Source organism: Nostoc sp. 2RC, assembly GCF_014222165.1.
GTDB classification, from domain to species: Bacteria; Cyanobacteriota; Cyanobacteriia; order Cyanobacteriales; family Nostocaceae; genus Nostoc; species Nostoc linckia.
This window is the reverse complement of the sequence record NZ_JACKZU010000093.1, coordinates 1-23,660: the sequence shown is the minus strand read 5'-3', so window position 1 is coordinate 23,660 and position 23,660 is coordinate 1. Positions and strand designations below refer to the sequence as shown.

Annotated in this window: 19 protein-coding genes; 17 read left to right on the top strand and 2 right to left on the bottom strand. The window is 41.5% G+C overall.

What is annotated here, in order from left to right; translation table 11 throughout:
- Positions 1-198 precede the first annotated feature (198 nt).
- The 4 genes from GNE10_RS13160 to GNE10_RS13145 all read left to right on the top strand — a co-directional run bounded on the left by GNE10_RS13160 (position 199) and on the right by GNE10_RS13145 (position 5,910).
- On the top strand, positions 199-1,353 hold the full coding sequence (locus tag GNE10_RS13160) for an NAD-dependent epimerase/dehydratase family protein (RefSeq protein ID WP_185565565.1): 1,155 nt from the start codon (positions 199-201) through the stop codon (positions 1,351-1,353).
- A 12-nt stretch (positions 1,354-1,365) separates the two neighbouring features.
- Positions 1,366-2,010 carry a DUF4291 domain-containing protein gene (locus GNE10_RS13155; protein WP_185565564.1) on the top strand — a complete coding sequence of 215 codons (645 nt, stop codon included), beginning with the start codon at positions 1,366-1,368 and terminating at the stop codon, positions 2,008-2,010.
- Positions 2,011-2,016: 6 nt separating this feature from the next.
- Positions 2,017-3,138, top strand: a complete 1,122-nt coding sequence (locus GNE10_RS13150; RefSeq protein ID WP_099067835.1) for a glycosyltransferase family 1 protein — start codon at positions 2,017-2,019, stop codon at positions 3,136-3,138.
- A 150-nt stretch (positions 3,139-3,288) separates the two neighbouring features.
- Complete coding sequence (locus tag GNE10_RS13145) at positions 3,289-5,910, top strand: GAF domain-containing protein (protein ID WP_185565563.1); 2,622 nt, start codon at positions 3,289-3,291, stop codon at positions 5,908-5,910.
- Positions 5,911-5,992: 82 nt separating this feature from the next.
- Here the strand turns inward: GNE10_RS13145 and GNE10_RS13140 are convergent, their stop codons facing one another.
- Positions 5,993-6,265 (bottom strand): hypothetical protein, encoded by a 273-nt coding sequence (locus tag GNE10_RS13140; protein ID WP_180267276.1) that lies wholly within the window; start codon positions 6,263-6,265, stop codon positions 5,993-5,995.
- 657 nt (positions 6,266-6,922) lie between these two features.
- Between GNE10_RS13140 and purC the strand changes: the two genes are divergently transcribed.
- The 13 genes from purC (at position 6,923) to GNE10_RS13075 (ending at position 22,675) form a co-directional block, all read left to right on the top strand.
- Positions 6,923-7,660, top strand: a complete 738-nt coding sequence (gene purC, locus GNE10_RS13135) for a phosphoribosylaminoimidazolesuccinocarboxamide synthase (RefSeq protein WP_185565567.1) — start codon at positions 6,923-6,925, stop codon at positions 7,658-7,660.
- A 206-nt stretch (positions 7,661-7,866) separates the two neighbouring features.
- Positions 7,867-10,476, top strand: coding sequence for a BamA/TamA family outer membrane protein (locus GNE10_RS13130; protein WP_185565562.1), 2,610 nt, complete (start codon positions 7,867-7,869; stop codon positions 10,474-10,476).
- Positions 10,477-10,775: 299 nt separating this feature from the next.
- Entirely contained in the window at positions 10,776-11,651 is an 876-nt protein-coding gene (lpxC, locus tag GNE10_RS13125; protein WP_185565561.1) for a UDP-3-O-acyl-N-acetylglucosamine deacetylase, read from the top strand.
- Positions 11,652-11,810: 159 nt separating this feature from the next.
- Complete coding sequence (fabZ, locus tag GNE10_RS13120; RefSeq protein ID WP_185565560.1) at positions 11,811-12,341, top strand: 3-hydroxyacyl-ACP dehydratase FabZ; 531 nt, start codon at positions 11,811-11,813, stop codon at positions 12,339-12,341.
- Positions 12,342-12,651: 310 nt separating this feature from the next.
- Complete coding sequence (lpxA, locus tag GNE10_RS13115) at positions 12,652-13,470, top strand: acyl-ACP--UDP-N-acetylglucosamine O-acyltransferase (RefSeq protein WP_185565559.1); 819 nt, start codon at positions 12,652-12,654, stop codon at positions 13,468-13,470.
- Positions 13,471-13,799: 329 nt separating this feature from the next.
- Positions 13,800-14,969, top strand: coding sequence for a lipid-A-disaccharide synthase (lpxB, locus tag GNE10_RS13110; RefSeq protein WP_185565558.1), 1,170 nt, complete (start codon positions 13,800-13,802; stop codon positions 14,967-14,969).
- Positions 14,970-14,994: 25 nt separating this feature from the next.
- Positions 14,995-16,326, top strand: a complete 1,332-nt coding sequence (locus GNE10_RS13105; protein WP_260446873.1) for a DNA cytosine methyltransferase — start codon at positions 14,995-14,997, stop codon at positions 16,324-16,326.
- A 602-nt stretch (positions 16,327-16,928) separates the two neighbouring features.
- Entirely contained in the window at positions 16,929-18,083 is a 1,155-nt protein-coding gene (locus tag GNE10_RS13100) for a sulfate ABC transporter substrate-binding protein (RefSeq protein ID WP_185565557.1), read from the top strand.
- Positions 18,084-18,170: 87 nt separating this feature from the next.
- Positions 18,171-19,172, top strand: a complete 1,002-nt coding sequence (locus GNE10_RS13095; protein ID WP_185565556.1) for a PstS family phosphate ABC transporter substrate-binding protein — start codon at positions 18,171-18,173, stop codon at positions 19,170-19,172.
- Between the two features lie 98 nt (positions 19,173-19,270).
- Complete coding sequence (gene pstC / locus GNE10_RS13090) at positions 19,271-20,212, top strand: phosphate ABC transporter permease subunit PstC (RefSeq protein ID WP_185565555.1); 942 nt, start codon at positions 19,271-19,273, stop codon at positions 20,210-20,212.
- 5 nt (positions 20,213-20,217) lie between these two features.
- Positions 20,218-21,117, top strand: coding sequence for a phosphate ABC transporter permease PstA (pstA, locus tag GNE10_RS13085; RefSeq protein ID WP_185565554.1), 900 nt, complete (start codon positions 20,218-20,220; stop codon positions 21,115-21,117).
- Between the two features lie 157 nt (positions 21,118-21,274).
- A complete protein-coding gene (gene pstB / locus GNE10_RS13080; RefSeq protein ID WP_185565553.1) occupies positions 21,275-22,102 on the top strand; it encodes a phosphate ABC transporter ATP-binding protein PstB in 828 nt (275 codons plus the stop codon).
- Positions 22,103-22,249: 147 nt separating this feature from the next.
- A complete protein-coding gene (locus tag GNE10_RS13075) occupies positions 22,250-22,675 on the top strand; it encodes a hypothetical protein (protein ID WP_099067822.1) in 426 nt (141 codons plus the stop codon).
- Between the two features lie 28 nt (positions 22,676-22,703).
- On the opposite strand, the gene GNE10_RS13070 is transcribed toward GNE10_RS13075, so the two are convergent.
- Entirely contained in the window at positions 22,704-23,234 is a 531-nt protein-coding gene (locus GNE10_RS13070; RefSeq protein ID WP_185565552.1) for a phycobiliprotein lyase, read from the bottom strand.
- Positions 23,235-23,660 lie beyond the last annotated feature (426 nt).

Below are 23,660 nucleotides of genomic sequence, written 5' to 3'. Positions count from 1 at the left end.
GATGAGGGAGTGTGGGGAGTGTGGGGAGTGTGGGGGGAAAGAGAATTTATGCTTCCCCCTCCTTCCTCCCACACCTCCCACACCTCCCACACTTCCTAGAAAGCTCCATGCCCAAAATTGACATCTCTCTCAGAATGATGATTGAGAGGGGACACAAACCTGATAGATTAAGCTATCAGCGAGTAAAAACTGGTGAAGATGAAAGTCCTGGTTATTGGTGGCGATGGGTATTGCGGTTGGGCAACTGCTCTTTACCTTTCTAATCAAGGTTATGAAGTTGGAATTTTAGATAGTTTGGTGCGGCGGCACTGGGATAATGAACTGGGTGTTGAAACTCTCACGCCCATCGCACCTATTCAGCAACGCCTCCAGCGCTGGCAAGATTTGACTGGTAAATCTATCGACCTGTTCGTTGGTGATATTACTAATTACGAGTTTCTCAACAAAGCATTACATCAATTTCAGCCAAATGCCATAGTACATTTTGGCGAACAGCGTTCGGCTCCCTTTTCGATGATTGACCGCGAACATGCAGTTCTCACTCAAGTCAATAACGTAGTTGGTACGTTGAACTTACTGTATGCCATGCGGGAAGATTTCCCAGATTGTCATTTGGTGAAACTGGGCACAATGGGTGAATACGGTACACCCAACATTGACATTGAAGAAGGCTATATCACCATTGAACACAATGGACGCAAGGATACCCTACCTTATCCCAAGCAGCCTGGTTCAATGTACCATTTAAGCAAAGTCCATGATAGCCATAACATCCACTTTTCTTGCCGAATTTGGGGATTGCGGGCAACGGATTTAAATCAAGGTGTGGTTTACGGCGTCTTAACCGAAGAAACGGGGATGGACGAATTATTGATTAATCGACTGGATTATGATGGTGTATTTGGTACAGCACTGAACCGTTTTTGCATTCAAGCAGCCATTGGGCACCCGCTTACCGTTTACGGCAAAGGCGGACAAACTCGTGGATTTTTGGATATTCGCGATACAGTCAGATGTGTAGAATTAGCGATCGCTAATCCTGCCGCAGCTGGTGAATTCCGCGTCTTCAACCAATTTACCGAACAATTCAGCGTCGGCGATTTGGCCTTGATGGTGAAAAAAGCTGGCAATGCTATGGGATTGAATGTAGAAATCAATAACTTAGATAATCCCAGAATCGAAAAAGAAGAACATTACTTCAACGCTAAAAACACCAAATTGCTGGATTTAGGTTTACAGCCCCATTATCTCTCTGATTCTTTACTTGATTCTTTGTTAAACTTTGCAATCAAGTATCAGAAACGAGTTGATAAAAAACAAATTCTGCCCAAAGTATCTTGGCATAGAAGTTAGAGTTAATCCTGCGTGCGGCTGATAACAGAACCTTATTTCACTCAAGTCAATAACTGGCCAAAAACTGGTCGCCATATCTTAGCACAATATGACGACCACTCAATTGTTGTTTATCAGGCATATCGTCCAGCTATTGGTGACTTCGCCGCCACCTACGGTTATTTTGGTGGTGAGTTCAGTTTTGACCGTATGAGTTGGATCAAACCAAACTTCCTGTGGATGATGTATCGTTCTGGATGGGGTATAAAAACTGGGCAAGAGGTGGTGTTGGCTATTTGGATTAAGCGTTGGGCTTTTAATGAAATTTTAAAGGCAGCTGTTCATTCTAGCTTTGTTCCACAACTTTATCCCAACAAAAGTGCGTGGCAAACAGCACTAAAGCACTCACAAGTTCGTTTGCAATGGGATCCAGATCGTCATCCATTGGGTACAAAATTAGAACGACGCGCTATTCAGTTAGGGTTGCGTGGTCAAGTCCTAGCTGCTTATGCCAAAGATTGGATTTTAAACATCGAGGATATCTCAGACTTTGTAAAAACGCAGCGGCAAAACATTAAGTCTGACTGTGAACAATTGATTACACCACAGGAGATAGTTTACTCTGTTTTTGATGTCGAAACGCAAGAAAAGCTGGGATTATCTGCCTGGACTGAATAGTTTTTTATGAGAATTGCTCTATTCACCGAAACCTTTTTACCCAAGGTTGACGGCATTGTAACGCGCCTGCGCCACACAGTGGATCATTTACAACGCAATGGCAATCAAGTGCTGGTGGTTGCCCCTGAGGGAGGCATCACAGAACATAAAGGCGCTAAAGTTTACGGCGTTACTGGCTTTCCTCTGCCATTGTATCCAGAATTAAAAATGGCACTTCCGCGCCCAGCCATTGGTTATGCCTTAGAAGATTTTCAGCCAGATATTATTCATGTCGTGAATCCAGCTGTTTTGGGATTAGCTGGTATATTTTATAGCAAAACCCTCAAAATCCCCTTAGTGGCCTCTTATCATACCCATTTACCCCAGTATCTCCAGCATTACGGCTTGGGTATGCTAGAAGGGCTACTTTGGGAACTGCTCAAAGGCGCTCATAATCAAGCAGCTTTGAATTTGTGTACCTCCACAGCGATGATGGAGGAACTGTCAGCACACGGTATTGAACGGGTGGATTTATGGCAGCGTGGGGTGGATACAGAATTATTTCATCCCGATTTAGCTAGTGTAGAAATGCGATCGCGTCTATCGCAAAATCATCCAGAAAGCCCCTTACTACTTTACGTTGGGCGTCTTTCGGCTGAAAAAGAAATTGAGCGCATTAAACCAATTTTAGAAGCAATACCCGAAGCTCGATTAGCATTAGTCGGGGATGGCCCTCACCGCCAAGCACTGGAAAAACACTTTGCTGGTACAAACACTCATTTTGTTGGCTATCTCATGGGGCAAGAATTAGGTTCTGCCTTTGCCAGTGCTGACGCCTTTATTTTTCCCTCCCGAACCGAAACACTAGGCTTAGTATTGCTAGAAGCAATGGCAGCGGGTTGTCCAGTAGTAGCAGCCCGTTCTGGAGGCATCCCTGATATCGTCACAGATGGTGTTAATGGATATCTTTTTGAGCCAACAGTAGATGTTCAAGGGGCAATTGCAGCTACTGTCCGCCTCTTAGAACAGAAACAACAACGAGACATCATCCGTCAAAATGCTCGTAGGGAAGCAGAAAGCTGGGGTTGGGCAGCCGCCACTTTCCAGCTCCAAGATTACTATCAAAAGGTGGTATTTTCTCGACAATAGGTATTGGGTATTGGGGGGATGAGGGACATGAACAGGCAACGAGCAAGCAGGGAGGAGGGAACAGAGGTAATAATTCCTAACTCCTAACCCCTAACTCCTAACGCCCAATGCCCAAAATCTAAAATTTAAAATTTAAAATCTAAAATTTCCATGACACTCCCTAATCCTGGTAGCGTCTTGGCTACATTAACTGAACTAACTCAAGTTAATCGTACTCACGCCCTACTGCGTCGCGTTAAAGATTTATCTGTTAATGAATTTGTTTGTTTATTAGATTTTATAACAGCTGAGTTCCAGCAATTTCTCAGAGCCATTGAATTAATTAATAATGAAGCTCTAGAAACGATGTTGGAGAAAGTTCTGGAAGCGATTACCCTGAAAATTGGTCAAATCCTGCAAGCAGAACACACAGCTATTTTTTTAGTTGACCATGATAAAGGTCAACTCTGGTCAAAAGTTCCCCAAGATAATACTCAAAAATTCTTAGAAATTCGTACTCCCATCACAGTCGGTATTCCAGGTCATGTTGCAAGTACGGGGCAATATTTAAATATATCTGATACTTCAACTCATCCTTTATTTAGCCCAGAACTGGAAAAACAAATGGGCTACAAAATTCACAATATTTTATGTATGCCAGTTATTAGTAGCAAAAATCAAACTGTAGCGGTAGTGCAACTGGCTAATAAAACTGGAAATATTCCATTTAATTATGATGATGAAGAACGTTTTCGAGATTTCGCTGCTTCCATTGGAATTATCTTAGAAAGCTGCCAATCTTTTTATGTTGCTGCCCGGAATCAAAGAGGCGCAACGGCTTTACTGCGCGCAACTCAAACATTAGGGCAAAGTTTGGATTTAGAAGCGACTTTGCAAATAGTCATGGAGCAAGCCCGAATTTTAATGCAAGCAGACCGCAGTACGCTATTTTTATATCGTAAAGAAATGAGCGAACTCTGGACAAAAGTAGCGGCAGCAGATGGTATAAATTTAATTGAAATTCGCATTCCTGCTAATCGTGGCATTGCTGGCTATGTAGCTTCTACCGGTGAAGCTCTCAATATTCCTGATGCTTACAAAGATCCCCGCTTTGACCCGACTACAGATACAAAAACTGGGTACGTAACTCGCAATATTTTATGTTTACCTGTGTTTAATTCGGCCAATGAATTGATTGGTGTAACGCAATTAATTAATAAACAACAAAGCAGTTTTACTGCCTCTGATGAAGAGTTTATGCGGGCTTTTAATATCCAGGCGGGAATCGCTTTAGAAAATGCTCGCTTATTTGAAAATGTATTGTTAGAAAAACAGTATCAAAAAGACATTTTGCAGAGTCTTTCAGATGCTGTAATTTCCACAGATATGGCAGGAAAAATTGTCACAATTAATGATGCAGCCTTGGAGTTATTGGGTTGTCCCATTGGAGATGCTACTACTACTAAAACCAACAAGCTTTTGTGGGAACAAAATTTGATTGGCCGCCGAGTTTGGGAAGTTGTGCCCATTGAAAATTTGCAAATGCGGCTAGAAGATAGTTTAAAAACTGGAGCTAAACATTATGTGCCAGAGCAAAGTTTAGTTGTGGGATTGTATCAAGTGACGAATGTTGTTAGCGATAGCGGGGCGTTGAGTCAGTGTCCAGTTTTGAGTTTCATTCAAGACTCAGCATCCAAAACTCAGTACTTAAGCTTAGCAGTGCGCGATCGCCATAATCCCGATGTTTTTATTCCCTGGAATCAACCCCTGACTTCCAAGTCTAAGTTTCTCACATCCCATGAGGTGCAAATCTTAGAACGCAGTATCAATCTCACTGTTAATCCCCTGACTAACCCAGAAGGCGGTGTCCGTGGTGGTTTGGTGGTGTTGGAAGATATCAGTCAAGAAAAACGCATGAAAACTACCATGTCCCGTTACCTGACGCCCCACGTAGTGGAACAAGTCATGGCTTTGGGGGAAGATGGCTTAATGGTAAGCGAACGTAAAGAAGTAACCATTTTATTTTCTGATATCCGAGGTTACACAACACTTACGGAAAATCTCGGTGCAGCGGAGGTGGTATCGCTGCTAAATCAGTATTTTGAAACCATGGTGGAGGCAGTGTTTAATTACGAAGGCACACTCGATAAATTTATTGGTGATGCTTTAATGGCGGTATTTGGTGCGCCGCTACCACTGACAGAAAACCATGCTTGGAGAGCTGTACAATCAGCCTTGGATATGCGGCAACGCTTAGAAGAATTTAACCAGCGACGAATTATTCAAGCACAGCCAGAAATCCGTATTGGGATTGGGATTAGTTCTGGGGAAGTGGTTTCGGGTAATATTGGTTCGCGCAAACGAATGGATTACACCGTAATTGGCGACGGCGTAAATTTAAGTTCGCGCTTAGAAGGAGTAACTAAGGAATACGGTTGTGATATTCTATTAAGTGAATTTACTTACCAGCTTTGCAGCGATCGCATTTGGGTGCGCCAGTTAGATAGAATTCGAGTCAAAGGAAAACACCAAGCTGTTGATATCTACGAGCTAATTGGCGATCGCAGTATTCCTTTAGATCCCAAAACTCAAGAGTTTTTGTTTCACTATCATACAGGACGTTCGGCTTATTTATCGCGTAACTTCTCCCAAGCGATCGCTTGCTTTGAAGCTGCTAAACGCATCAAACCCCAAGACCAAGCCGTGAATATCCACCTAGAACGTGCTTGTAGTTACCTACAAACGCCGCCTCCAGAATCTTGGGATGGTGTTTGGACAATGATTGCTAAGTAATAGCCAAGGTTATAAGGTGACTGAAAGTCAACAAATGCTTTTTTTGGGTTTGACTTTGGGCTATTCGTTCTCAATTAGCTTGTCAATCTGGAATTTCCCCGTCATCCAAAAATGGATTTTCACCAATTTTCAGCTCTTTTTTTGAGCGTTTCAACTGTTTCCATAAATCCTTGATTTGGTCGTAAGCTTCATCTGGAGGCATTTTTCCACCCGTTTCCAGGTTGCAAATGTAGCTTACTTTTTGGGCAAATTCCTGTAGATTCGCGTTAAACACCAAGTTTTCTGGTTTTACTTGACCGTAGTAGCGACCGCGAGGATAGATAAAATCATCCTTATTCACTATTTTTCTCTCCATTTATTAAATTCCCTCGTTTGTTCAAATTTTGGCAGCTAAATCACTAGGTAACCCGTTCTTTCTTTGTCAGACTGGGTAAACCCAATCATCAAACTCCATTTACAACTAGCGATTCGGGAATTGGTCGATTTAGATATCGAAACTAAAGTCTAAAGGTTAAAAAACTTTCACCGTAAACTTTACAAAGAAAGTTTCTGCTAAAGCGACTAGAGAGAATATTTAGTTTTTCTCTCAATTGTCAATTTATCTCATCTTAATTTATGAAATTGGTATTGTAATTAACTTCGCTAGAAACCCTTATTTACCAGGTATTAATATATACAATTTATTTAAATTTTCTTTGCAAAAATAATTACAAGGAGACTACGAGTGAATAAATTACACAGGAAAAATTTAGCACTTACTAAATCTAATTGTCTTCTGTTAAAAGTTAGAGATCAAGTCCTGAATCTTAAGTAATCGGCTCGTGTTCGCTAATCATTCACTGAAAAACCAAACTCTTACAACCATTTTCACCAAAAGACGACGAGGAAGTCTGTTTCTTCTAAGGATGGAAGGAATTGTCGTCTCGTCGTCTTAGTCATTAGTATTGGCCAATGGTTAATAACTAAAGATAAAATGGTGAAGCCTCAAACGCCTACAATTTTACCTGCCACCATGTCTGTTAATTCCAAGCTATACGAAGGCAAAGCGAAAATTCTCTATGCAACGGACGATCCGCAAGTCTTGTTGGCTGATTTCAAGGATGATGCCACAGCATTTAACGCCCAAAAGCGCGGCAGTATTCAAGGAAAAGGAGAAATTAATTGCCGCATTTCCAGCCAGCTTTTTAAACAGTTGGAGGCCAATGGTATAAAGACTCACTTTATTGACAGCCCTGCCCCTAATCAGATGCGGGTGAGAGCAGTAAATATTTTGCCTTTAGAAGTAGTGATTAGAAATATTGCAGCTGGTAGCCTGTGTCAGCAAACAGGGTTACCCGTGGGTACAATTCTCAAACAGCCTTTGGTTGAGTTTTATTACAAAAACGACGAATTAGGAGATCCTTTGTTGACACGCGATCGCCTGTACCTGCTAGAGTTAGCCACGCCGGAACAAGTCGATGCAATTACACATCTAGCATTGCAAATCAACGAGTTTCTCAATGGTTTTTGGCAGCGGTGCGGCATTACCCTAGTGGACTTCAAACTAGAATTTGGTTTGGACTCACAACAGCAGTTGCTCTTGGCAGACGAAATTAGCCCCGACACCTGCCGTTTGTGGGATACCAAAGAAGAAGACTCAAACCGCCGCATACTAGACAAAGACCGATTTCGTCGGGACTTAGGAAATGTAGAAGATGCCTACCAGGAGGTTTTACAGCGAGTACTAAAAGCAATAGATAGTAATAATTAAAAAACTGGGAAAAATCTATTAAACTCGTGTGGATTGTCCTTTGTCATTTGTCCTTCGTCTTTTGTAAAAAACCAATGCCCGATGATGCCACTTGCTTTCAGTCGGCACAGCCGCAAGGGCGCAGTGGCTCCCCAATGCCAAATGACTAATGACTAATGACTAATTTGTGATGGTGTGTGTGGTTGTGAAGAGGAATCATAAGTAAAATGCGTTTATATCCCGTATTGCTGACAGCAGTAGCAATTGCAGCGCCTTTGGGTGGCTCACCGAGTGCAAATGCACAAACCCCCAACAGTTCAAAACAGACAACCGAAGTTTTGACGCTGGAAACCAATCAGCAGCCAGAAAAAGACACTGGTCAAAGTGACTCTAATAACGAGCATCTAGAATCTCGTGTGGTGGCAGTTTTCCCTGGTAAAAAAACAAAAGCGATGTCTGACGACAAGCCCTACTCTTCGAGAACGGCTTCGCCCAACGAGTTCGCGGGTAACGCTCCTAACGTCGCTAATGCTGCGCTAACGCCAGGCGTTCCACCTAAGACGGAAACCGCCAACACTGCGACCTCCTCACCACTCTCCGCATACGCCAGACCAGAGGTAATAGTGCCAACCTCCACAACAACGGCACAAATACCTCAAAGTAATACCAATTTGACTCAACAGCCATCTCCGGCTCCAGACATTCCACCCCCTGATATTCAACAACCAACGCCTTTACCAACTCCTGAGACGACTCCAGTCCCAGAAAATGTCAATCCCCCTGCAACAGAACCTGTATTACCCACAACTCCCGAAGATACTCAACAGCCATCTTCAACTCCTGACATCCCACTTCCAGATAGTCAACAACGGACACCAGCCCCAGCCCCAGGTACTACTCCGCAAAATATACAACCAGGTGTCGCCCCAGCCCCAAGCACGGCTCCTGAAAATACACAACCAGGTGCAACCCCAGAAGCCAACGATCCCCGCGTCCTGGTCTCAGAAGTAGTGGTGCGATCGCAAACTGGGCAACTAGCACCAGAATTGGAAGAACAAGTTTACAGAGTCATTCGTACCCAACCAGGACGAACCACAACTCGTACCCAATTGCAAGAAGATATTAACGCTATCTTTGGTACTGGCTTCTTCTCCAATGTCCAAGCAGCGCCAGAAGACACCCCTTTGGGAGTACGAGTCAGCTTTGTTGTCCAGCCCAATCCCGTTTTGACTAAGGTACAAGTGGAAGCTAATCCTGGCACAGGCGTTCCCTCGGTACTACCAGCAAACACTGTAGATGAAGTATTTCGCGACCAGTATGGGAAAATATTAAACCTGCGTGACTTGCAAGAAGGAATCAAGCAGTTAAACAAGCGGTATCAAGACCAAGGTTACGTACTAGCCAACGTCATCGGAGCGCCCCAAGTCTCAGAAAACGGAGTTGTTACCTTACAAGTAGCAGAAGGGGTGGTGGAAAACATCCGAGTCCGGTTCCGCAATAAAGATGGTCAGGAAACAGACGAAAAAGGACAACCAATTCGGGGACGCACCCAAGAATACATCATTACGCGGGAAGTCGAATTAAAGCCAGGACAGGTATTCAACCGCAACACAGTCCAAAGAGACCTACAGCGCGTGTATGGGCTGGGACTATTTGAGGATGTGAATGTCTCCCTTGACCCTGGTACTGACCCCAGCAAAGTTGATGTAGTAGTGAATGTTGCTGAACGTAGCAGCGGTTCCATCGCTGCTGGGGCAGGGATTAGTTCTGCCAGCGGACTTTTTGGTACAGTTAGCTATCAACAGCAAAACCTCAATGGCAGAAACCAAAAACTAGGAGCAGAGGTACAGGTGGGACAAAGGGAACTGCTGTTTGACCTGCGGTTTACCGATCCCTGGATTGCTGGAGATCCTTACCGGACTTCCTACACAACCAATATTTTTCGCCGTAGTTCCATTTCGCTGATTTTTGACGGTCAAGATCAGGAGATTAGGACATTTAATCCTGATAATCCCGCAGATACAGAAGCTCAGGATCGCCCCCGTGTCGTCCGTTTCGGTGGTGGTGTCACTTTTACCCGTCCCCTTTCCTCCAATCCCTACAAAAGTTCAGTGTGGACTGCCTCAGCAGGTTTACAGTATCAACGAGTTACCACCGAAGATGCTGATGGCAACCGAAGAATAACAGGAGCGTTATTCGATGATAATGGTAACCGCATCAGTCCAGAAGAAGTGCCACTGAGCTTTTCTGGTAATGGTCAAGACGATTTATTGCTGTTGCAATTGGGGGCCCAGCGGGATCTCCGTAATAATCCTCTCCAACCCACTAGCGGTTCTTATCTCCGCTTCGGAATCGATCAGTCAGTACCTATAGGAGAGGGTAATATTTTACTCACAAGATTGCGTGGTAGCTACAGCCAATATTTCCCTGTGCAATTACTTCGCCTCACTAAAGGGGCACAAACCCTGGCCTTTAATGTGCAAGCCGGAACCGTCCTTGGTGACTTACCGCCCTACGAAGCCTTTACCATTGGCGGTAGTAACTCGGTTCGGGGGTACGAAGAAGGGGCACTAAGTAGCGGACGCAGTTACGTGCAAGCATCAGTTGAGTATCGGTTTCCGGTTTTTTCAGTAGTTAGCGGCGCGCTATTTTTTGATATCGGTAGTGACTTGGGAACCACCACTAGACCAGCTGAAATACTGAACAAAAACGGTACTGGCTATGGTTATGGCGTCGGCGTTCGTGTCCAATCTCCCTTAGGCCCAATTCGTATTGACTACGGTATCAATGATGACGGGGATAGCCGGATTAATTTCGGTATTGGTGAAAGGTTTTAACTAGTTAGGAGTTGGGAGTTGGGAGTTGGGAGTTAGAAGTTAGGAGTTAGGAGTTGGGAGTTAGGAGTTGGGAGTTGGGAGTTGGGAGTTGGGAGTTGGGAATTGGGAGTTGGGAGTTGGGAGTTTTAATTCCTCACTCTTCACTCTTAACTCATAACTTTTTAAGATGAGCTTGCTAATTTTGACGTTTGCCTGAATACTGTTCCGATAAAGGGATTAATGACATTTTTAAGGGAATATCAGGGGTTTTACCAAAAACAGATGATGAAGGATAAACGCAATATACTAACTTTTTGGCTATGGAACAGCACACTCTAGCAGCTCCAATCACCCAAGCTGGAGTGGGACTGCATAGCGGTGTGACTACACAAGTGCGGATATTACCAGATGAGCCTAGTAGTGGACGCTACTTTGTTAGGGTGGATTTACCTGATATGCCAATCATTCCAGCCCAGATTGCGGCGGTTAATCACACTGTTCTCTCAACTCAGTTGGGCAAGGGAGAGGTATATGTTCGCACAGTAGAACATTTGTTGGCGGCACTTTCGGGTATGGGTGTAAATAACGCCCGCATTGAAATTGACGGTTCAGAAGTGCCACTTTTGGATGGTTCGGCAGAGGTGTGGACAGCTAATATTGCCGAAGTTGGTTTGGTATCACAAACAATTGATAATCAAGAACCTTTGGCTATTAAACAACCAATATGGGTTTATCAAGAAGATGCCTTTGTATGTGCCCTCCCAGCACCAGAAACCCGTTTTAGTTATGGTATTGATTTTGACCTGCCTGCCATTGGTAATCAATGGTATAGTTGGTCACCAAAGGCAGAACTAGAAGATGGTTCTGGTAGCTTTGCTGCGGAAATTGCTCCGGCTCGGACTTTTGGATTATTGCATCAAATTGAACACTTACAAAAAACAGGGTTAATTAAAGGTGGTAGTTTAGATAATGCACTGGTTTGTGGCCCCCAAGGGTGGTTAAATCCACCATTAAGATTTGCAAATGAGCCAGTCCGTCATAAAATTTTGGATTTAGTAGGAGATTTGAGTTTGCTGGGAAATTTTCCTGTTGCTCATTTCTTAGCGTATAAAGCCAGCCACAATTTACACATTCAACTGGCAAAGAAAATTTTAGATTTGGGATTTTGCGAAAAGTCGGTAGCTTGCTTCCCATAGGGTGCGCCGGCTTCCGGGGTAGACCAGAAGGGGCTTGCCGCAAGCATCTGAACTTTTCAAGACAGATTTTAGATTGGATCTCAAAGCTGAAAATCCCAAATTGACAAGGGTTTCATTATACGCCTACCAATTACCAGATAACAAAAAACTACACGGCTAATGTCAATCCTTACCCAAGTGAATAGCAGCGATCGCACTACACCTGTATCTACCGAACAACAAGGGACAAATGACACTACAATCACATCTGAGATTAAAACAACTTTCACATCTGAAGAAATTCAACAACTATTGCCCCATCGCTACCCATTTTTACTTGTAGACAAAATCATTGACTACACCCCAGGTAAAAAAGCTGTTGGCATTAAAAATGTCACAATCAACGAACCTTGTTTCCAAGGTCATTTTCCCGGACGACCACTGATGCCAGGAGTGCTAATTGTGGAAGCAATGGCACAAGTCGGGGGCATTGTCTTAACTCAAATGTCTCAGGTTAAAGGTGGACTGTTCGTTTTCGCTGGTATCGATAAAGTCCGCTTTCGTCGGCAAGTCATACCGGGGGATCAACTAGTGATGACAGTGGAACTGTTATGGGTAAAACAACGTCGTTTCGGTAAAATGCAAGGTATTGCCGAAGTTGACGGTCAACTCGCTTGTGAAGGCGAATTGATGTTTTCTTTAGTTAACTAAAAGTTTGCTTTCGTGGTACGGGCGATCGCCGTGAACTGCCCTACTGAATCCCCATCAGGATAACAGTAAAAAAAAATCCACAACAGCAATCCGATCATTTCTTAATTTTCGCCGCCCTCTCTGGCGAGACGCTACGCACACACACTCAAACTTGCTTGCCCGACACTTTCGTTCACTGAAACACTCACGCTCAGCAATGCCAGTCGCCTCAATGGAACGGCAGTCGCTACAACTCTGTAATTAGAGCCAAGCACTGCCTGAGAAAACCTCGTTCGCGCTGGCTTATTAAGACAGTTCTGGAGATTCACCCTTGAAAACGCTTATTCATCCAACTGCTGTAGTTCATCCCAAATCGGAACTCCACCATACAGTGCAAGTCGGTGCCTATGCTGTGATTGGAGCGCATGTCAAAGTCGGCCCTGAAACAATTATTGGCGCTCATGTAGTGTTAGAGGGGCCTTGTGAAATTGGGGCGGGAAATCAAATTTTTACCGGAGCAGCCATAGGCATGGAACCCCAGGATCTCAAATTCGTAGGAGAACCAACCTGGGTCAAAATTGGTAATAACAACTTGATTCGTGAGTATGTGACTATTAACCGCGCTACTGGTGCTGGCGAAGCCACGGTGATTGGTGATGGTAACCTACTCATGGCTTATGTTCATGTGGCTCATAACTGCGTGATTGAAGACCAGGTAGTGATTGCCAACTCTGTGGCATTGGCGGGTCACGTACACATAGAATCACGTGCAAGGCTGAGTGGAGTTTTAGGTGTCCATCAATTTGTGCATATTGGTAGACAAGCAATGGTCGGTGGTATGGCGCGTATTGACCGAGATGTAGCTCCATATATGCTGGTGGAGGGAAATCCAGCGCGAGTAAGAACCCTGAATCTTGTGGGACTCAAACGCTCTGGTATGGACGCAGCAGATTTACAAATGCTCAAAAAAGCCTTTCGCATTCTCTACCGCTCTAATTTGTCCTTTAAGGATGCCTTAGAACAACTGGAATTGTTGGGAGATACTGAAGAGTTGCAGCATTTGAGGCGGTTCCTACTACTTTCTCAGATGCCAGGAAGACGTGGGTTAATTCCTGGCAAGGCAAAAAAAGGCGTAAGTGATGAATCGTGAGTTAGAGGTTAGGAGTTATGAATTATGAGTTATGAGTTATGAGTTAGGAGTTATGAATTATGAGTTATGAGTTAGGAGTTAGGAGTTATGAATTATGAGTTATGAGTTATGAGTTAGGAGTTGATAAATAAAATTTTTTAACTGCTAACTCCTCACTCTAAACTTCTCATTCCTGACTTTTAATTCTTCACTCTTAACTTCTCACTCCTAACTCCTAACTCATAACTTTTAATTCCTCACTTTCAACTCCTAACTCCTAACTTTTAATTCCTCACTCTCAACTCCTAACTTTTAATTCCTCTCCTCACTTTTAAAACTTGAATTATCAAATGCGGATATTTATCAGCACTGGCGAAGTATCTGGCGATTTGCAAGGGTCGCTGCTAATTACAGCACTCAAGCGTCAAGCTGTGGCGATGGGGTTGGAATTGGAAATTTTAGCCCTGGGTGGCGAAAAAATGCAGCAAGCAGGGGCAATTTTACTGGGCAATACTAGTACTATTGGCTCAATGGGTATTCTGGAGGGGCTACCTTATGTTTTGCCGACTCTCCAAGTGCAACGACGTGCCATCGCTTACCTAAAAGAAAATCCACCAGATTTGGTAGTGCTGATTGACTACATGAGTCCCAATCTGGGGATCGGCACTTTTATGCAACAAAATTTACCACGTGTTCCTGTGGTGTACTACATAGCTCCCCAAGAATGGGCTTGGTCATTGAGTCTGCGTAATACTAATCGAATTGTCGGTTTCACAGACAAGCTATTGGCAATTTTTCCTGAAGAAGCCCGTTACTATCGGGAGCAGGGAGCAGAAGTGACTTGGGTGGGGCATCCTTTAGTAGATCGAATGCAAGACGCTCCCAGTCGCCAAGCGGCACGTGCAACACTGGGCATTGAGCCAGAACAAATTGCGATCGCTCTCCTCCCAGCCTCTCGCCGCCAAGAATTAAAATATCTTTTACCAATTATTTTTCAAGCCGCCCAAACTATTCAAGCTAAATTACCCGAAGTTCAGTTTTGGATTCCCCTGTCTCTGGAAATCTACAGACAGCCAATCCAAGAGGCAATTAAACTTTATGGTTTACGGGCTACAGTTATGTCAGGTCAACAAAAGGAAATTTTTGCTGCTGCTGATTTAGCCATTACCAAATCTGGTACCGTCAACTTAGAACTTGCTTTATTAAACGTGCCCCAAGTTGTAGTTTACCGCCTAAATCCCATGACCGCTTGGATAGCTCGTAAATTCCTCAAAGGTTCCATAACTTTTGCATCGCCACCCAACTTAGTGGCGATGAAGCCAATTGTGCCAGAATTTTTACAAGAGGAAGCCACCCCAGAGAATATTATTCAAGCAGCTATGGAATTACTAATTAATCCAATTCGCAGGCAGCAAACTTTGGCAGATTATCAAGAAATGCAGCGGAATTTGGGGGAAATTGGCGTTTGCAATCGAGCTGCTCAAGAAATTTTGGCAATGTTATCGGGAAGTGGGGAATAGGGTATGGGGCATCTCCCCATCCTCTATGCCCAATGCCCCACGCCCAATGCCCAATGCCCAATGCAAAAAAATGAAACAACAGCGAAAAAGACCAATAGTCATAGATTTATTTGCTGGTGCAGGAGGGCTGAGTTTAGGATTTGAACAAGCTGGTTTTGATGTGAAAGCTGCTGTGGAAATCGATCCGGTTCATGCAGCGATTCATCAGTTTAATTTTCCCCATTGTGTTGTATTACCTTGTTCGATAACTGAATTATCGGGTAAAGAAATTCGAGAAAGAACTGGAATTGCTAATCAAAATATCGAAACTATAATTTCTGGTTCGCCCTGTCAAGGTTACTCATACATAGGACGCAGAGCATTAGACGATCCCAGAAATTTTTTAGTCAAAGATTTTATCAGAATTGTTTTAGAATTAAAACCTTCTTATTTTGTTTTTGAAAATGTTAAAGGTTTGACAGTTGGCAAACATAAATGTTTTCTATCAGAATTAATCGAAACTTTCAGCGAAAATGGCTATCAAGTTCGTTTACCGTGGAAAGTTTTGAACGCTGCTGATTATGGAGTGCCACAAAGACGAGAAAGATTATTTCTTATCGGTGCAAAGAAAGGTTTTGCCTTGCCTGAGTATCCTATACCGTCTCATAAAAAACTTGGTGAAACATTAGCCAATGCTTTATTATCTCCTACTCCTTGTTGTTGGGATGCCATTGGAGATTTACCAGAAGCAGAAGAATTTGAGGAGTTGTTATTTAGTGATTGTGTAGAAACTGAAAAATGGAGTAATCCGAGTATTTATGCCCAAGAAATGAGATGTTTAAATGATAAAAGTTGGCATTTTGGCTATAGGAGAAATTGGAATTCTTCTATTTTAACTTCTAGTATGAGAACTAATCATTCCGATATTTCACGTGCTAGATTTCTCGCTACAGAGGAAGGAAAAAAAGAACCTATTTCTCATTTTTTCAAACTTGCAAAAAATGGCATAGCCAACACTTTAAGAGCCGGAACTGATGCTGCTCACGGCGCACACACTTCTCCTAGACCTATTCATTATAGTCAGCCTCGTTGCATTACGGTACGGGAAATGGCGCGATTACATGGGTTTCCTGATTGGTTCCGTTTTCATATTACTAAATGGCATGGTGCAAGACAGGTCGGAAATGCAGTACCGCCACCGTTAGCACGAGCCATTGCTCAAGAAATTATCAAATGTCTGGGAATTACTCCAACTACTCCTGAAGATATTTGGAATTTGGGAGATCCAAAACTTTTATCAATGAGTATAAAACAAGCTGCAAATTATTGGGCAGTAACTAAAGACCAAGTATGTGAGCGATCGCTAAGTTTACTCTAACAGAATTTTTTACTTTGTATCTGACATCTTTTCAGAAAATTTACTGAATTATTTTTTCTAAATATTCAACAATTTATATGCTGTTAGCCACCAAGAATTTGATGTTGAATATTGAAATTCAAGTATTATTTATTATATGTATGTAAATTAATTGAGCGATCGCAGGTGTACAGGAAAGCGTCAAGTTACTTTACAGTCAATGTCTGTAAATGCCAACATTCAGTTACGCCAACATACTGCGATTGTTATTTTTACTGGTTTTTGAATACAAAAAGCTGAAAGTCTCAAGTCGGTTTGGTAAGCGGGTGTGAAAAAAGTCAATTATGTGAATAAATGTTAATTGAACTAAAATCCTCTTAACATCAGCCTTAGAGCCTTCTGCTTCCTGTCTTATCCTAAAGATAAATATTCACTGCGACTTACTCTTATCTTGTTCAGATTTAACACACAAACTTCCCAACACCACTGCTGTAGCTGTATTTGAAATAACTATAGCTAGAGTAAAAAAAATTGAAGTCAGATGAAAATTTTCGTTGTATATACCCTATAATTCTTTTTACGGTATCTAACTAGAAATACCGTAGTTTTAGGGGTGAATTCCGATGAGCGAGCCGCAACAACAGACACAAGTAGGTAACTACCTAGCTCAGGTAATGCAGATTTATCGCCAGAAAACTTTGCAAGTGATGAAATTTTGCTACCAATACCGAATTAAAAATTGGTTGAATGGGCGTAGTATTCAAAGCTTTGTGAGTTTGGTACTCATAGGTGCTGTTTTAAGCATGTTAGTTGCTTCTTGTGGAAGTAGTTCAGCTAACAATGCTGATGTCAAGCTGAGGCTGGTTTCCTTTTCTGTTACAAAAGCAGCTCACGATCGAATCATTCCAAAATTTGTAGAAAAATGGAAGCAAGAACACAACCAAAACATCATATTTGAACAAAGTTATGGAGGTTCTGGCGCTCAAGCTGCTGCTGTGATTGACGGCTCACAAGAAGCAGATATCGTACATTTGGCACTTCCTCTGGATGTAAATAAAATTCAGCAAGCAGGTTGGATTAAACCACGTTGGGAAATCAAATCTCCTAGAAATGGCATCGTCAGCAGATCGGTTGCTACTATTGTTACCCGCGAAGGTAATCCCAAAGACATATATACTTGGCAAGACTTAGCAAAAGATGGGGTGACATTGATTGCGGCTGACCCAAAAACCTCTGGTATTGCTATTTGGGAATTCCTAGCTTTGTGGGGTTCGGTGACTCAAGCTGGTGGTGACGAAACAACAGCTTTAGATTATGTCACCAAAGTCTATAAAAATACCCCTGCGTTGACAAAAGATGCTCGTGAGGCTAGCGATTTATTTTTCCAAAAAGGTCAGGGAGATGTCTTAATTACCTACGAAAATGAAGTAATTTTGGCAGAGAAAACTGGAAATAAACTGCCTTATGTCATACCAAAACTCAATATTTCTATTGATAACCCGGTAGCTGTAGTTGATAAAAACGTTGATAAGCACGGGACAAGAACAGTTGCACAAGCGTTTGTTGACTATCTTTATTCAGCAGAAGCTCAACGAGAATTTGCTAAATTACAATATCGTCCTGTGAACCCCACTGTTGCCCAAGAAGTATTATCTGAATATCCACAAGTAGACACCTTATTTACGTCTCAAGATTTAGGTGGCTGGGATAATATCGAGCAAAAGTTTTTTGGAGATGGGGCAATTTTCGATAAAGTTGTAGCTGGCAAAAAAGCATAATTACTGATTTTGAATGCAGTATTTTCTAGATGCAAATAAATATAACCTGTCAGGCATTTGTGTTACTTTACCTCAATTGATAATCATATGAGCTTTCGTCCCCAGTTGAAAAATAGTCTTTTACTAACATCCATAACGCTTATTGCTGGTAGTATCAGTGCTTGTAGCAGCGGACAAGAATTAAAAAGTCAAGTAAGTATTGATGGTGCAGCTGTGGGTTTTCCTGTTTCTTTAGCAGTTGCAGAAGAATACGGTAAAAGCAAACCCGAAGCGAAAGTGAGTGTGGCTTCAAGTGGTACTGGTGGCGGTTTCAGTAAATTTTGTAATGGTGACATTGATATAGCTGGTGCTTCTCGTACCATTAGAGATGAAGAAATCAAGAAATGTCAAAGTAAGAACATTGACTTTGTTGAGTTGCCTATAGCTTTAGATGGCATTGCTGTGATTGCCAATCGCAAAAATAACTTTGCTAAATGTCTAACTATTAAGGAACTAGACAAGATTTGGAGTGCTAAATCAGACGGTAAAATACTGAGTTGGAATCAAGTCAATCCCAAATTTCCCAATGAAAAACTCAAGCTGTATGCTCCAGCTTCTGACACTGGAACATTCGATTATTTGACTCAAGCTGTTACTGGCAAAGCCAAGAATGGCCGTACAGACTACACTCCTAGTCACAATCAAAATTTGCTAGTACAAGGCGTATCAGGAGATGAATTTTCATTAGGTTATGTAGGTATATCTTACTACATTCAAAACCAAGAAAAACTGAATTTAGTGGCTGTAGAAAGTCCTTTGGGAAAATGTCAAAAACCGGTTCCTGTAGATAATGTAATCAAAAATATCTACACGCCTCTGTCTCGACCTTTATTTATCTATGTCAGTAAAAAATCTTTAGATACTAAACCAGCAGTTAAAGAATTTGTAGATTTTTATCTAGACAATTCTTGGAAATGGGTAGATAGCGTTGGTTATGTTGCACTACCCGATGAAGCCTATATCAAAACTAAGCAAAAATTTGCTAGGGGTGAAACTGGGACAAAATTTAAAAAAGCAAAACCAGGCGAACCGATTACAAATTTTATTTAAATAAGCTCCTGGTGACCTGTTAACCAAAGGATAGGAAGTGAAAATATTTCAGCTTAGAAGTAATTGAAATCAAAAATTAACAAACAAATTAAGTGTTTATGGCAAATACTAATTTTCAAGAAGATAGTTATTTTTCATCTAGGCAGTCTCTGGAGAAAAATGCATCTGAAGACATTTCAGAAAAGATTGTTGCATTAATTTTATTTTCTTGTGCCTTAGTTTCAGTTTTGACTACCTTTGGCATTGTGTTAATTATCTTTCAAGAAACATTTGGTTTCTTCCAAGAAGTTTCCTTTGCCCAATTCTTTCTAGATACTAAATGGACGCCTTTATTTGCAGAGAGACATTTTGGTGTTTGGCCTTTGATTAATGGTACTTTCTTGACTACTGCGATCGCAATGTCAGTAGCCATACCTTTGGGTTTATCTTCTGCGATTTATTTGAGTGAATATGCTCAACCCAAAGTAGCGGCTATTTTACGTCCCGCAGTAGAACTCCTAGCAGGGGTTCCAACAGTAGTGTATGGATATTTTGCACTATTATTTGTTACCCCATTACTCAGGAATTTGATACCTGTGGAAATTTTTAACGCCTTGAGCGCAGGATTAATGATGGGGATAATGATTACTCCCACGGTTGGTTCCATCAGCTTAGATGCTATTAAAGCAGTTCCACGTTCTTTGCGGGAAGGAGCTTATGCCATAGGTATTACAAAACTAGAAACCATTTTTAAAGTAGTTTTACCAGCAGCACTTTCTGGGATTATCGCCTCAATTATTTTGGGTATTTCTCGTGCTGTAGGCGAAACAATGACTGTTTTGATAGCCGCCGGACTACAACCAAAACTGACTCTTAATTTTGCCGAATCCATAGAAACTATGACAGCTTACATGGCACAAATTTCTGGTGGAGATAGTCCCCGTGGTAGTCTCAATTTCAAGACATTATACGCTGTAGGCGCTGTTTTATTTCTCATTACACTAACGTTAAATATTGTTAGTTATTGGATTGCTAATCGCTTTAAAGAAAAATACGAGTAATAAGCATGGCTACAAGTTTTAAACAAAATGATTCATGGGATACCACAACAGAATTTACTGATAATATTGAAAAAAGAGAAACACTAGGAAAAGTATTTGAAGTTGTTTTTTTATTAGGATTACTCATTGGTTTATTTATCCTAGCTTTGTTACTTTTTGATATTCTCAAAGATGGATTAGGGAGATTTTTATCACCTGGTTTTCTGATAGAAACACCTTCTCGTTTCCCTGACCAAGGTGGTATTCGTCCTGCTATTGTCAGCAGTATTCTTCTCGGAATTATTGTGATTTTAGTAACTGTACCCATTGGTGTGGGAGCAGCTTTATATCTGGAAGAATACGCACCAAAAGTTTGGTGGACAGCAATTATTGAAATTAACATCAGTAATCTAGCAGGTGTACCTTCTATTGTTTACGGATTGCTTGGTTTAGGAGTTTTTAATTATTTGCTTGGGTTTGGCCCCGCTTTGATTTCTGGTGCATTGACTTTATCTTTATTGTCTCTACCAGTAATTATTGTGACGGCGAGAGAAGCAATTCGCGCTGTGCCAGATTCCCTACGAAACGCTTCTTATGGATTAGGTGTAACTAAATGGCGAACTATTAGCAGTCATGTCATACCCTATGCAATTCCTGGTATTTTGACTGGAGTAATTATCTCTGTATCCCGTGCTATTGGTGATGCAGCATCTCTAATTGTTGTAGGTGCTGTGGGTTTTCTCACCTTCGATCCTGGTTTATTCCAAAGGTTTATGGCATTACCCATTCAAATTTACAGTTATATAACTCGTCCAGAACCAGGTTTTGCTGATGCAGCAGCCGCCACAATTATTGCGTTGTTGTTGTTAATTTTAGCCTTAAATGGTGTGGCAATTTATATCCGGCAACGCTTCTCAACACGTTAAGTAATGGGTAAGAATTCAGAATTCAGAATTCAGAATTCAGAATTAATAAGGCTTGGATACCTGATGTAGATAATTTGAAGCAGAATATAGCATGTGTACAAGCGTAAATTAATAGCTAGTTGGATGATTTTTTCTTTATATTTGGGAGAGACAAAAAATGACCTACAGTAATAGCAAAAATCAACGAGATGGCGCTACATTAGAGCAAACAAATACTGTATTTAATGCTGAAGGAGTAAAAGTATATTATGGTGGATTTCTGGCACTTTTAGATGTTTATTTAAAAATTCCGGAAAAACAAATTATTGCTTTTATTGGGCCTTCAGGATGTGGTAAAAGTACTTTACTGCGTTGTTTCAATCGGATGAATGATTTAATCCCAGGAGCAAGGGTAGAAGGTAGATTGAATTATCGCGATCGCAATATTTATGACCCCAATATCAATTCTGTAAAATTACGCCGCCAAGTAGGAATGGTTTTTCAAAGACCAAATCCTTTCCCGAAAACAATATACGAAAATATTGCCTTTGCTCCCCGTTCTAATGGTTATAAAGGTAATCTTGACGAATTAGTAGAAGATTCCCTCAGACGCGCCGCCATTTGGGATGAAGTCAAAGACAAACTCAAAGAAAAAGGTACTGCATTATCTGGCGGACAACAGCAACGGCTTTGTATTGCCAGAGCGATCGCTATGAAGCCAGATGTATTATTAATGGATGAACCATGTTCTGCTCTCGACCCAATTTCTAGCCGTCAAGTAGAAGAATTGTGCTTAGAACTAAAGCAACAATACACCATTGTCATGGTGACTCACAACATGCAGCAGGCTTCGAGAGTCGCAGATTTCACCGCTTTCTTCAATACCGAAATTGACGAATATGGCAAACGTCGCGGTAAATTAGTGGAGTTTAGTCCGACACTGCAAATGTTCAATTCTCCTCAAACTAAAGAAGCTGAGGACTATATCAGTGGACGTTTCGGTTAAATGCTCAAAAGCAAAGATGGAAAAGTTTTCCTATCCTCACTTACACCATCTTTCTATTCCCCTAGTTTAATAATTCTGGAAAATATGCTGAGGCTTAATAGTACTTAACTAAAGTAAAATTTTAGTTAAGTACTTATACTGTGTATTATGTTTAAGCCTTTGTCCTTAGCCTTAATTGTAGTTACCGTTTTCACAGCATCCATTAATAACCCGCGTCCTAGCTTGGCCGGAACATGTGCTTCTAAATGTGGTTCGCGTCCAATTCAGTTTACTCCTGGACAACACATCAGAATTGAGGTTGTAAATAGCACACCTAATTTGGTTAAAATCCAAAAACCTTCCGGGACTGATGCAATATCCTTGAGTCCAGGACAAAAATTAAACTTGGAACAAATAGAAGGTACAGAACCAAACACATCTTTGATATTTTGGAGCGAAACGGGTTTATCACTACAAGCAATTGTCTCAAAACCCGACTTTGGTACATTGCGACTCGAACTTCGTCCGACTTGGCGCTCTCCAGGCGATCGCTCCTTGTATATTATGGATGATGGTAGAATCAATCTGCTTTAGGAATTAGAAGTTTTGATATGCTGATAACTTATGCAATCAGCTTTTCCATATATTGAGCAATCATCTGTTGCACGCCACCACGAGAAATAACAGTTTGTCGAGTACGATAATTTTTACCCACGAATCTTAACTCTTCCTCGAAAAGAGCGCCATTTTCTTCTGTCCACAAATATATAGTTTTGGGATCTCGAAAATAATATTCAGCTACTACTAGTTTGGGTACAGGAAAATTGCGACCAAAATACATAGTTGTCCCCAAAGAACCAAGTACTGTCCAACGCTTAGAACCTTCTTCACCTGTTGTTATATCTACATTGTTCCATTCAACGTAAGAACCACAGGTCATGACAGCATCTTCATCCAATTCGTGCAGTTGCGCGAGTTCAGTTAATTCTGGGCTTCCTTGGTCTAGAAACCGCATGGCAACTGTTTTTTTGATTTCCTTAACTTTACCATTTGGCAAAGCATAGTATCGTCGTTCAGAAGACCAATTTCCCTCTGATTCTTGGAGAAATGTTTTAATTAGTGATGCTTCTAGTTGAGATACAACATTAGTCATTGCTCTGATTCCTCATTAATTTTTAAAGCTTAAATTTGTCGCTGGTAAATTATTTTTAATAATGTTTTAATAAATTTAAAATATAAATTAATTTTTAACAATTAAGCTTCAGGGAGATGTTATTTTGTAACACGCGTGTTATAGTTAAGAACTACGTATGATAAATAACTACGCTAGAAAAAAATTAATTGCAATAAATATATAATCTTTGAGGCATTGCAGAGAACCAGGGGTTTTGTTAACTCATCCCCCGGCTTTACGCACTGAGGATTTCGAGTCATTATTTGTTAGTATTTATACGCAGTATTTTTGTGTTTAAAAATACTATTGACTATTGACAGATGACTAATGACTCAGACGGCGATCGGCAATTCATCCCGTCCCTAGAGCTCTGCCAGCCCAAAATGCTGGGTGAGAGCTGGGGAA